The 11652-nt window shown below is 62.1% G+C and carries 11 protein-coding genes; 7 read left to right on the top strand and 4 right to left on the bottom strand.

Features of this window, described 5'->3' with window-relative positions; translation table 11 throughout:
* From EN969_RS04095 to EN969_RS04110, 4 genes are all read right to left on the bottom strand, one after another.
* Positions 1 to 708: helix-turn-helix transcriptional regulator (locus EN969_RS04095; RefSeq protein ID WP_127418995.1), on the bottom strand; the 708-nt coding region annotated here is incomplete at its 3' end.
* Positions 705 to 1415 carry a LuxR family transcriptional regulator gene (locus tag EN969_RS04100; protein ID WP_063168914.1) on the bottom strand — a complete coding sequence of 237 codons (711 nt, stop codon included), beginning with the start codon at positions 1413 to 1415 and terminating at the stop codon, positions 705 to 707. The genes EN969_RS04100 and EN969_RS04095, both read right to left, overlap by 4 nt.
* 549 nt (positions 1416 to 1964) lie before the next feature.
* The gene (locus EN969_RS04105; protein ID WP_024502679.1) at positions 1965 to 2996 is read right to left on the bottom strand and encodes a histone deacetylase family protein; all 1032 of its coding nucleotides are present in this window, start codon (positions 2994 to 2996) and stop codon (positions 1965 to 1967) included.
* Between the two features lie 26 nt (positions 2997 to 3022).
* Positions 3023 to 3784: a TetR/AcrR family transcriptional regulator gene (locus EN969_RS04110; RefSeq protein ID WP_244514233.1), complete on the bottom strand. Its 762-nt coding sequence runs from the start codon at positions 3782 to 3784 to the stop codon at positions 3023 to 3025.
* A gap of 154 nt (positions 3785 to 3938) precedes the next feature.
* On the opposite strand from EN969_RS04110, the gene EN969_RS04115 reads away from it, so the two are divergent.
* The 7 genes from EN969_RS04115 to EN969_RS04145 form a co-directional block, all read left to right on the top strand.
* Positions 3939 to 5618, top strand: a complete 1680-nt coding sequence (locus EN969_RS04115; protein ID WP_027161443.1) for an amidohydrolase — start codon at positions 3939 to 3941, stop codon at positions 5616 to 5618.
* Positions 5619 to 5759: 141 nt separating this feature from the next.
* Positions 5760 to 6854: an ABC transporter ATP-binding protein gene (locus EN969_RS04120; protein WP_013529814.1), complete on the top strand. Its 1095-nt coding sequence runs from the start codon at positions 5760 to 5762 to the stop codon at positions 6852 to 6854.
* Between the two features lie 2 nt (positions 6855 to 6856).
* Complete coding sequence (locus EN969_RS04125) at positions 6857 to 7777, top strand: ABC transporter permease (protein ID WP_013529815.1); 921 nt, start codon at positions 6857 to 6859, stop codon at positions 7775 to 7777.
* Positions 7770 to 8570 (top strand): ABC transporter permease, encoded by an 801-nt coding sequence (locus EN969_RS04130; RefSeq protein ID WP_013529816.1) that lies wholly within the window; start codon positions 7770 to 7772, stop codon positions 8568 to 8570. Before EN969_RS04125 ends, EN969_RS04130 begins: the two co-directional genes overlap by 8 nt.
* A 23-nt stretch (positions 8571 to 8593) precedes the next feature.
* Positions 8594 to 9628: an extracellular solute-binding protein gene (locus EN969_RS04135; protein WP_013529817.1), complete on the top strand. Its 1035-nt coding sequence runs from the start codon at positions 8594 to 8596 to the stop codon at positions 9626 to 9628.
* A 63-nt stretch (positions 9629 to 9691) separates the two neighbouring features.
* Positions 9692 to 10888, top strand: coding sequence for a serine hydrolase (locus tag EN969_RS04140; RefSeq protein WP_127418996.1), 1197 nt, complete (start codon positions 9692 to 9694; stop codon positions 10886 to 10888).
* Between the two features lie 37 nt (positions 10889 to 10925).
* Positions 10926 to 11652 (top strand): serine hydrolase domain-containing protein (locus tag EN969_RS04145; protein WP_164758143.1); only part of this gene is annotated, 727 nt, incomplete at its 3' end.

Consider the following 11652-nt stretch of genomic DNA (forward strand, 5'->3'; position numbering starts at 1 on the left):
CTTCTGGGTCGATTGGGTCAGATACTGGTTGGCGGTGTGCACCGACAGTTTCAGGAGTCGCGCGATCTCCTCGCTGGTGTTGCCGTTGGCGGTCAGCTTCAGGCATTCGAGTTCGCGCTTGGAGATTGCACGCATGCGGCCGGCATCGCTCGGGCGGATGCGGGCGACTGCGGCGAACAACGAAAAGCAACGAGCGTGGATCTCGTAGAGAGCGTCCTGCGACAGGGTGATCTCCGAGCCCAGGAAAACGACAAGGCCGCATTGGCCGCGGTCGGCGTGGACGGGGAAGGCGATGCCGCTGGTGCCGGGCGCCAGCGGCGCCATCTGCTGCGTCCAGGCGAGATTGCCGAACATCTCGGCCATGGCGGTGACGCCGTCATCCGTCCACCAGCGCGGTTCGGTCGAGATGCGCGTGTGACGCACGATCTCCTCGCCATTGGCGCCTGAAATGAACTTCGTCGCCACGGCAATCCCGGGATAGTCGGAATCAAGGCAAGGAACGAGCCGCGCCCGTTCGGGCGAGGGGCTGACGAAGAACAGGCCGAAAGCCGAGGCGTTGATGTCGACGGCGATCCAGCGGCAGCGGCGCACGGCGTCGGGAATGGTGACCGCGTGATGGGTTTCGGAGCTAAGGGTGAAGGCGCCGAACGGCTTGCGCTGCTCGTTGAAAAGGGCTTCGGCGGCTTCCTTGATATCGGCGTGTTTCAAATGATGCCGCTCCTGATCGCCGTGGCGATGGCCATCGCGCGGTTGCTGGCCGCGAATTTCTGGATGGCGTGGGTGATGTAGCTGTTGACGGTGTTGGAGGAGACGCCAAGGATGACGGCGACCTCGTCGGTGGTCTTGCCTTCGGAAACCCAGAACAGGCATTCGCGCTCGCGATCCGACAACGGATCCTGCATGGCGGCGGCGGCGATCAGTTGTGGGATGTGCGAGAGCGCGTAGCAGCATTTCAGCTGCGCCCGCATCAGCGCCGGCTGGTCGATGCTGCCGGCTGTCGCTGCCGAGAACAGAGCGAACAGGCGCTGGCGGCCGACATTCAGGCGCAGGGAATAGATCTCTGCATGGCCGAGCACATCGAGAAGGCGGGCTTCCTCGCCGGTGATCAACCCGTCAGCTTCGGGCGCGTGAGATGCTACCAGCGGCTGCGGACGAATGCCGGGCGCGACGGTGAGCGCGCCTTGCGCAAGCCCGGCGATCAGCCGCTTGCCGATCAACTCGATGGCGTCGAAAATCCAGTTGGAGGAGACGATGCGCGCATCGTTGCGGTCCTGATCGTGGACGATGGCGACCAGCATGTAGCTGTCGGCGCCGATCTCGGCGGTCAGTTGCATGAAAAAGCTGGTGAGATCGCCGCGCGACGTCAGGCGCGAGCCCAATGTGTCGGATTGAAGTAGCGCGGCGGGACTGCTCATTCTCGTTGCTTTTGGCCGGAATCGTTTCTGCTGTCCGGATGCTGGAAGTCAGCCGCCGAACCCGAATACACATTACTTTGACGAAGACACACGCGTGGCGCAGGGCTGCACCGAACCAAATCCCGAATCCATTCAGGGAACGCGAAGCCGTCCGCGTCTGGTGCCGGAAAAGCTCCGGAACAAAAGACTTTGGGTGGTCGCCGCGCCCCCCAGGACCGGCTGATTCGGGTTTAATCTACCCGCAGTTGAATCTGACATCAAACGCGATTTGACAAAATCGAATCTGATGGACTCCGGCGCGACTCACAGCTCGGTTTTCGCGCCCTGGACAGACGACCGGGACGCGAAAGTCTTCGCCGGCCACCTCGGCGGCTGGTCGATTTCGCCAGGCTCGGGAGCATTGGACAGACGGGCGCGCCGGTTGCTGTGCCGAAGGGGGTGCCTTGGCCCGATAGTCGGAGCCGGGCGATGTTGCCGCCCGGTCCCGGTGGTCCTTTGCTTATGCCTGTCGTTGTCCCAAACCGCCAGATGCTCCTGGACGACAGGCATTTACCGATCCTCGAACCCGGTCAGCACGCCGACCGCGTTGATGCCGATCTCCTCGACGGCATAGCCGCCTTCCATGACGAACAGCGTCGGCAGGCCGAGCCTGGCGATGCGGCGGCCGATCTTGGGATAATCAGACGTCTTCAGCTTGAACTGGCTGATCGGGTCCTTCTCGAACGTATCGACACCCAGCGAGACGATGACGACATCCGGTGCATAAGCGGCGAGCCTGCCGCAGGCATCCTCGAGCGAGGCGTTCCATGCATCCCAGTCGGTGCCGAAGGGCATCGGATAATTGATGTTGAAGCCTTCGCCGGCACCCGCGCCGCGTTCGTCGGCATGGCCGAGGAAGAACGGGTACTCGACCATCGGATCGCCATGCAGATTGAGCACCTGGACGTCGGCACGGTCGTAGAAGATCTCCTGCGTACCGTTGCCGTGATGGTAGTCGACATCGAGGATCGAGATGCGTTTGGCGCCGTGGTCGCGGAACCATTGCGCGGCGACAGCGGCGTTGTTGATGTAGCAATAGCCGCCCATGAAGCCAGCCCCGGCATGGTGGCCGGGCGGACGGCAGAGCGCGAAGGCGGAAGCCTCGCCATCCTTGAGCAGGCCGGCGGCGGTCAGCGCTACGTCGTAGGAAGACTTGATCGCGGCCCACGTGCCTTCGACGAAAGTGGCGCCGGCATCGAAGGAATAATAGCCGAGCAGCGCGTCGACGCGCTTTGGCGGCACGTCGCCGCGCAGGCCGCGCGTCGGCCATGTGAAGGGCATCGCCGTGCCTGTGAGACCTGCTTCCAGCCATTGCGGCCAGACCGTCGGGAGAAAGTCGATATAGTCTGATTTGTGGATGCGCTTGGCGGCGGCGAGGTCATGTTCGTGCGGCGCGATGATGGGACCCAGTTTCTCGCTTTCGACCCGCGCCTTGATGAATTCGGCCCTCGATGGCTTCTCGAAACCCGGCACGATGGCTGATGTGACCAGTTCCATTTGACCGGCATGGCCGGCGTGAAGGGGGGAGAAAACAGTCTTCATAAATTCCTCTCGAAGTGCGAAATCAGTCAAGATTCAAGATTGAGATAAGGGCTCACCAGAGCGAGCCACATTCTTTCCACATCGTCCTCGATGAGGTCGTATGTCTTGCGGTCTCTTTTCAGCCCGACAAGCCGGCAGGCGTGCCCGACGTCCATCATCAGCACGCCGAGCCGGCTGGCGACATTGTCTTCAAGCGCCGGGTTCACATGCTGCAGCCATGCGGCGTAGAGCGCGATGATCTGCTCGTCATATTCGTTCTGGATCGGCCTGAGGTCGGCGTTGCCTGAAATGGCCTCGATCACCGGCATCAGGCTGGCGTTTTCGAGGTAGAGTCTGGACGTGTCGATGAAGAGCTTGCGCACTTCCTGCCGAAACTCTTCACGGTTGGTGGGCGGGGCGACCTTGATACGCTTGGCGATCACCTCGGGAAAGGATGACAGCCAGCGCCGGGCGAGGTCCAGAAGAATGGCTTCCTTGTTGGGAAAGTATTGGTAGATCGAACCAACCGACAAGCCTGCGCGCTGCGCAATGGCCAGCGTCGTCGGCGTCTTGGTTCCTTGCTCCCGCGTCAAGACCAGCGCTGCGTCGAGAATCCGGTCGACCACCTTGCTGGAGCGTTTTTGCCGCGGCTGTTTGCGCGGTTCGAGCGCTATCCTGCTTTTGCGGTCGAGACTGCGCTTCACCGTCCGATGTCCTCGTTCCCCGCCCGGTCTCAACATGGTGGGAGCTTGCTGTCCACGATACATTCCAGATTCGGTATGTTGACAAACGCGAATAATCAGTCGCATTCTTTATCCACGCTGCCTCTTGGGATGACAAGGGGAATTTCCAAGACAGCGCGCTGGCATTCTTTTTCGTCCCATGGCGCCGCTCCGGTGGAGTGGCAGGTCGTTGGCCAAGAGGTTGTCGGTCTCAGTCAGTCGTCAAAAGCGCGGAGTCGCGATGTCTGTCACAGGTGCAGGTCACAATGCGGATCTGATCGTCATCAATGGTCGTGTACTGACCATCGACGACGACAATCCCACCGCCGAGGCCGTCGCCGTCAAGGACGGCGCAATCATCGCCATCGGCAGCCGCGCCTCCATCGAAGAGTTCAAGGGACCGGCCACCAAGGTAATCGACGCCAAGGGCGGCTCCGTCCTGCCGGGTTTCATCGAAGCCCACATGCATCTGTTTTCGGGCGGGGCTGAACTTGCCCACCTTCAACTCACCGGTATACATGGCTTCGAGGCGCTGCAGAAGGCGATCCGCGACTATGCGCCTACCCGGCCCGACGCGAAGATGCTGGTCGGCCAAGGCGTCGACTACACCGTGCTCGGCAGCGAGCGCGTGACGCGCCATCACCTCGACGCCATTTTGCCCGATCGTCCGTTCTGCATGGCGGCGCCAGACCATCACACCATGTGGGCCAACACCAAGGCGTTGGAAATGGCCGGCATCCTGCAGGGGCGTACGCTCGGCCCTGGCAATGAGATTGTCATGGGTGACGATGGACTGGCCGCCGGCGAATTGCGCGAAGGCGAGGCCTTTGGCCCGGTGCTCGACCTTGCCGGCGAAAGCCGGGTGCGGCTGGGGCTGTCGACCGGCGGCGAGCCGGACCCGATGCCGACGGCGGCCGAGCGGGACGCCGACCGCGACATCATGCGGCGCGGGCTCGCCTGGTGCGCCCGCCACGGCATCACCTCGATCCAGAACATGGACGGCAACCTCTATCAGCTTGAGCTGCTGGCCGAGATCGAAGCCGAGGAAGGCTTGCCCTGCCGCGTCAAGATCCCGTTCCACTACAAGAATTTCATGACGCTCGACATGCTCGACAAGGCATCTGATATGGCCGAAAGCTACAACAGCGAATGGCTGTCGTCGGGCATGGTCAAGGTGTTCTACGACGGGGTGCTCGATTCCTGGACAGCTGTCATGGTCGAGCCATACGCCGACCGGCCCGACTGGGTGGGCGAGCCGCTGTTCACGCCGCAACAATTCATCGATCTGGCCGTCGCGGCCGACAGGCGCGGGCTGCAGATCGCGGTGCACTCGATCGGCGACGGCGCGGTGCGCGCGGTGCTGGACGGTTATGAGGCGGCGCAGAAGGCGAACGGCAAGCGCGACAGCCGTCACCGGGTCGAGCACATCGAGGTCACCACCACATCGGATGTGCCGCGTTTCGCAGAACTCGGCGTCATTGCTTCCATGCAACCGCCGCATCCGCCCGGCGCCATGGATTTTCCGCTGGAGCCGACGGTGTCGCGCATCGGGCCGGCACGCTGGCCGCTGAGCTATGCCTGGCGGACCTTGAAGGATGCCGGCGCGCATGTCGTCTTCGCATCCGATTGGCCGGTGTCGCCGATCGATCCGATCCTGGGCATTCAGGCGGCAGTGTTGCGCAAACCATGGGCAGAAAGCGACCCGGACCAGAGTTTCTCGCTGCATGAAGCGATCGCCGGTTACACGATCGAGGGCGCCTACGCCGAATTCGCCGAGCACCGCAAGGGTACGCTGAGATCGGGCTACATGGCCGATCTGGTGGTTTTGTCGATGGATATCGAGAACACCGCCCCGGCCGATCTGCACAAGGTGCGGCCGGTGACGACGATTTGCGGCGGCAAGATCACCTATCAGGCCTGACTATGGCATGGGGCTTGCAGGCCTCAATGACTGACTGAACTGTGACCCAATGCCGGGCTTGCCAACCCACCGGCCATGTGGTCACATCGAACAGGGGAAGAGCTCCGCCAGCAAGAGCGGGGTCAACAGTGAGGCGTAATCGTGCCGGACAAACCGGATCGGAATGCGATTGAAGTAGTAAACGTCAGCAAAATTTTCGGATCAGGTGAGGGGCAGGTGGCTGCCCTCGACACGGTCTCGGTATCTATCCGCGAGAACGAATTCTTCACGTTGCTGGGGCCATCCGGCTGCGGCAAGACGACGTTGCTCAGGCTGATCGCCGGCTTCGATTTTCCAACCGCCGGTGAAATCCTGCTCTACGGCCAGGACATCGCGCCGCTGCCACCCTTCAAACGGCCGGTCAACACCGTTTTCCAATCCTATGCGCTGTTCCCGCACATGACGGTCGCCGACAATATCGGCTTTGGCCTGGAAATGCTGGGTAAGCCGAAGGCCGAGATCAAGGCGCGCGTCGCCGAGATGCTGAAGCTGGTCAAGATGGAGGCACTCGCCGGTCGTCGCACCAGCCAGATCTCCGGCGGCCAGCAGCAGCGCGTGGCCTTGGCCCGCGCCTTGGCACCGCAGCCGAAGGTGCTTTTGCTCGACGAGCCACTGTCGGCGCTCGACTACAAGCTGCGCAAGGAGATGCAGATCGAGTTGAAGCGGCTGCAGCACGAGACCGGCATCACCTTCATCTTCGTCACCCACGACCAGGAAGAAGCGCTGACCATGTCCGACCGCATCGCGGTCATGTCATCGGGCAAGATCCTCCAGGTCGGTTCGCCCTGGGATATCTACGACAAGCCGGCCGAACGCTTCGTCGCCGACTTTATCGGTGAAACCAACTTCCTGACGGCCGCCATCAGCGAGATGGCCAACGGCAAGGCGCGCGCCACGCTCAAGTCCGGTGCGACCATCGAGGCGACCGTGGCCCAGGGTTTCCAGCCCAAGCCCAATGCCACGGTCGTGGTTCGGCCTGAACACGCCAAGCTGACCAAGGCCAAGGGCGAACTGTCGGGGAGGGTCGATAATATCGTCTATTTCGGTACCGACACCCACATCCATGTTCATCTCGACAGCGGCGAACTCTTCACCGTACGCCAGCAGAACACGCGCAGCGCGGGCTGCGGTTTCGAGAAGGGCGACGCGGTCGGCATCCTCATCGGCAGCGATGCCGCCCAGGTCCTGAAGGACTGACGATGGCGACCGCGGAAGAAGTCGCCAAGGCAGCGGAGCGGCGCGATGTCCGTGACCGCTGGCTTTTGTCAGCACCAGCGCTGCTGGTCATTTTCCTCGCCGCGACCGGCCCTTTGCTGATCGTGCTCGTGTACTCGTTCCTGACGCCAGGCTCCTATGGCGACGTGAAGTGGCAGTTCTCGCCGGAAGCCTGGATAGCGGTGTTTCTGGAACGCGATATCTTCGACGACACGCTTTCGATCGCCGCCGCCCACGTCACCATCTTCCTGCGCTCGATCAAGCTCTCGGTGGTGACGACGATCGCCACCTTGGTGCTTGGTTTCCCGACCGCCTATTTCATGGCGACGCGCAGCGAAAAGACCCGCGATCTCTGGCTGTTCCTGATCACCATTCCGTTCTGGACCAACCTTTTGATCCGCACCTTCGCAGTGCTGCAGATCATCCGCAACGAAGGCATCATCAACACAATGCTGCTCAAGCTCGGCATCATCTCGGCGCCGATCCAGATCCTCTACACCGACACGGCGATCCTGATCGGCATGGCCTATGTCTACCTGCCGCTGATGGTGCTGCCGATCTACGCCAGCATGGAAAAGCTGGATTTCCGGCTGGTCGAGGCGGGCTACGACCTTTACGCCACGCGCTTCCAGGTGCTGCGGCGGATTATCTTTCCGATGGTCAAGCCGGGCGTCATCGCCGGCTCCATCCTGGTCTTCATTCCAGCGCTTGGCGCCTATGTGACGCCGAGCGTGCTTGGCGGCGGCAAGAACATGATGCTGTCCAACCTGATCGAATTGCAGTTCGGGCAGGGCCGCAACTGGCCACTCGGCTCGGCGCTGTCGATCGCCGTCATGATCATCGTCATGGTGGCGCTGCTTGCCTATGTGCGCAATGCCGGCAAGTCGGGGGTGCGTCATGGCTAAGAACTTTTCCATCAAGCACCAGCCAGGATTCAGCGCGATCGCCGCGACCTGCTTTATCGTGCTGTATCTGCCGATCATCGTGCTGGTCATCTATGCCTTCAACGCGGCGAGCTCGACCTCCGAATGGGGCGGCTTTTCGCTGAAATGGTTCCAGTCGGCATGGCAGAACACGCAGGTCGTCGATGCCACGCTGCGTTCCTTCCAGATCGGCTCCATTGCGGCGGTGCTCTCCACGATCTTTGCCACCATGGCGGCGCTCGCCACCACCCGCACCGCGTCCTATCCCGGCCTCACCTTCAAGTATGCGGCGATCAACCAGCCGCTGATGGTGCCCGAGATCGTCACCGGGGTGGCGCTGCTGATCTTCTTCTCGCGCATCAAGATCTTCACCGGTTATTCCGGCATCGGCTATCTGGTCGCCGCGCACACGGCGTTCTGCATTCCCTTTGCCTATTTGCCGATCCGGGCGCGGCTTGAGAATATGGACCTGACGCTGGAGCGTGCCGCAGCCGACCTCTACGCGACGCCCTGGAAGACGTTCCGGCGCATCACGTTGCCGCTTCTGTGGCCCGGCATCCTGGCCGGGCTGATGCTGGCCTTCGTCATCTCGCTCGACGACGTCGTCATCACCGAGTTCGTCAAATCGGGCGGCCAGGACACGCTGCCCACCTACATGCTCGGCCAGATCCGCCGCGGCATCACACCCGAGATCAACGCGATATCGACCGCCTTCCTGCTGCTCTCGGTTGCCATCGTCACGTTGTTTTTCTTCGTCAGCAGGAAACGAGACTGAACCGAAAAATGGGAGTTAAAACCATGAACTGGAAGACAACAGCAACCGCCATGGGGTTGGCGTTGCTCGCCTCGACGGGCCTGGCCCGCGCCGACGGCGTGCTCAACATCTACAATTGGGGCAACTACACCAGCCCCGACGTGATCAAGAAGTTCGAGGCCAAATACAACGTCAAGGTGACCATCACCGATTATGATTCCAACGACACCGCGCTTGCCAAGGTTCGCCAGGGCGGCACCGGCTTCGACATTGCGGTACCCTCGCAGACCTACGTGCCGATCTGGATCAAGGAAGGCCTTGTCCTGGAAACCGACCCCGGCAAGATGGAGAACTTCAAGAATGTAGCGCCCGAATGGGCCAACCCCGACTTCGATCCAGGCCGCAAATACTCGGTGCCGTGGGCGCTGGGCACGGTGGGCGTCGTCGTCAACACCGACGCCTACAAGGGACCGGCCGACAGCTGGGGCATCATCTTCAACACGCCGGACGAGCTGAAGGGCAAGGTCAACGTCGTTCCCGAGATGAATGACGTCATCTTCGCGGCGATCAAATATGTCGGCGGCCAGCAGTGCACGGACGACAAGGCGGTGCTGAAGAAGGTGCGTGACACGCTGGTCGCGGCCAAGCCGAACTGGATCGCCATGGAATACAACACCATCGAGAAGATGGGCGCCGGCGACTTCAAGGCAACCAGCGACTGGAACGGCTCGGCGCTGCGCCAGCGGCTGGCCAATCCGGCCATCCACTACAATTATCCAAAGGAAGGTTACGGCCTGTGGAGCGATAACGTGGTCGTTCTGAAGGAAGCCAAGAACGTCGACAATGCCAAGCTGTTCCAGAACTTCATCATGGATCCGGAAAACGCGGCGGGCCTGTCGGCCTTCCACCGCTATGCCAACGCCATCACCGGCTCGGACAAATACATGCCGGCCGACATGAAAGATGCGCCGGAAGTCGTCATTCCGGCCGCAGCGAAGCCACAGGGCGAATTCCAGAAGATGTGCGCGCCTGAAATCCAGGACATCTACACCAAGATCTGGACCGAACTGCAGAAGTAATCGCTGCATGACGGACCCGGCGGCACATGTCGCCGGGTCTTTCTTTTCCGGGAATGGCCTTTCATGGACTCCTATCGCAACAGCGATCCGCGGCCGCCGATCATGCAGGGCTCGCCGCCCGCCATGGTGCCGCCGAAGCTCGACTGGGACCGGCCGCCATGGAACCGCTGGGCGTTCCAGCACATCCGTGAAATTCTGCCGACCGCCGAAGTCTGGCGCGGCAACGGCCATCGCCGCCGTCTCGAACGCGCCGAGGTCGATCTTGACGGGCTGGCGGTCGAGGACAGCGAGGGCAAGCCGACGACACTCGCCGGGCTGCTCGACGAGACCTATACGGACTGTTTTCTGGTGCTCAAGGACGGCAAGATAGCCTATGAGCGCTATTTCAACGGCATGGGTGAGCGCACGCTGCACCTGTCGCAGTCGATGGCCAAGTCCGTCACCGGTTCGGTATTCGGCATACTGGTCGGGCGCCGCCTGATCGATCCGGCCAGGCCGGTCACGGATTATTTGCCGGAGCTCGGCGCCACCGGCTGGGCCGGCGCCAATGTGCAGCATGTGCTCGACATGACGAGCGGCGTGCGTTTCTCCGAGGAATATACCGACCGCTATTCCGACATCGGCCAGGTCGATGTCGCCACCGGCTGGAAGCCGGTGCCGCCGGGCAGCGATCCGGATTTTCGCTGGCCCTCGCACATGTTCGAGCTGATCCTGGGCTTGAAGGACACGATCCGCCCGCACGGGGCTCAATTCGAATACCGCTCGATCGAGACCGATGTGCTCGCCTTCATCATGGAGCGGGTGACAGGCAAACGGCTGCCGCAGCTGGTTTCGGAAGAGCTCTGGCAAAAGCTCGGCGCCGACGAAAGCGCCTGCTTCACCGTCGACAGCGCCGGCTATGCGGTGGCCGATGGCGGCTTCAATGCAACGTTGCGCGATTATGGCCGCTTCGGCCAATTGATCCTCGACAATGGTGGCGGCGTCGTGCCGGCCGGCTGGGTCGAGGACACGCGCAACGGCAGGCATGGGCCGGACTTCAGCCCCAGCCTGCCGGAGGGCAGCTATCGCAACCAGTTCTGGATCGAGGACCCGCGCTCGCGCGCACTGATGTGCCGCGGCGTGTTCGGTCAGATGATCCATATCGACTGGAACACCGGAATGGTCGTGGTGAAGCTTTCGACCTGGCCGGATTTCGCCAATGGTGCCTATTCCATAGCGACGCTGAAAGCCGTGCACGCTATCGCCACGGCACTTCGCTGAGCCTCCACAAAGAAGAAACGACCCGGAAGGAAACGCCATGACCGGCAAAACCGTGTTCGAGACCCGCTATGGCTTCCGGCGCAACCAGGTGGTGCTCGCCAATTGGCGCGAGAACCCGTTCAACCGGTGGTCGTTCCAGAATCTCGGCGAACTGGTGCCGACCGCCCGGGTGGCGGCGACGTCGGGCGTTGTCGAAATCCCCGTGCGCGATATGGGCGGCCTGCTCGGCGAGAAGGTCGCGATCGCCGGCACACCGGAGACGGTGGCTGATTTTCTCGCACGTTCGAGCACCGACGCACTGACGGTGATGAAAGGCGGCAGGATCGTCGGCGACTGGTTCGCGCCGCATATGGATTTCGGCGCCCGCCACATCATCTTTTCGATCAGCAAGTCGCTGACCGCCATCATTGCCGGCATACTAGAAGGCGAGGGGGTGTTCGACCCGGAAGCGCCGGTGACGGCCTACATCCCCGAAGCCGCCGGCTCGGCCTATGGCGATGCGAGCGTGCGGCATGTGCTCGATATGAGCGTCAGTCTCGATTTCGAGGAAGCCTATCTCGATCCGGAAAGTGCTTTCGCCCGCTATCGCCGTGCCACGCTGTGGAATCCGGGCGGCGGTACGGAGAGCCTGCGCGAATTCATCCTGACCCTGCAACGTCTTGCAGAGCCGCATGGCCAGACCTTCCGCTACCGCTCGCCGAATTCCGACCTGCTCGGCCTGCTGCTCGAGCGTGCGTCGGGCCAGCGGTTCACCGACCCTGTCT

It is taken from the genome of Mesorhizobium sp. M7A.F.Ca.CA.003.01.2.1 (assembly GCF_003998945.1).
Lineage (GTDB): Bacteria > Pseudomonadota > Alphaproteobacteria > Rhizobiales > Rhizobiaceae > Mesorhizobium > Mesorhizobium ciceri.

Coding starts and splice junctions, on each gene's coding strand:
- EN969_RS04100 (WP_063168914.1), bottom strand. CDS start 1,415: ATGAGCAGTCCCGCCGCGCTACTTCAATCCGACACATTGGGCTCGCGC.
- EN969_RS04105 (WP_024502679.1), bottom strand. CDS start 2,996: ATGAAGACTGTTTTCTCCCCCCTTCACGCCGGCCATGCCGGTCAAATG.
- EN969_RS04110 (WP_244514233.1), bottom strand. CDS start 3,784: ATGCGACTGATTATTCGCGTTTGTCAACATACCGAATCTGGAATGTAT.
- EN969_RS04115 (WP_027161443.1), top strand. CDS start 3,939: ATGTCTGTCACAGGTGCAGGTCACAATGCGGATCTGATCGTCATCAAT.
- EN969_RS04125 (WP_013529815.1), top strand. CDS start 6,857: ATGGCGACCGCGGAAGAAGTCGCCAAGGCAGCGGAGCGGCGCGATGTC.
- EN969_RS04130 (WP_013529816.1), top strand. CDS start 7,770: ATGGCTAAGAACTTTTCCATCAAGCACCAGCCAGGATTCAGCGCGATC.
- EN969_RS04135 (WP_013529817.1), top strand. CDS start 8,594: ATGAACTGGAAGACAACAGCAACCGCCATGGGGTTGGCGTTGCTCGCC.
- EN969_RS04140 (WP_127418996.1), top strand. CDS start 9,692: ATGGACTCCTATCGCAACAGCGATCCGCGGCCGCCGATCATGCAGGGC.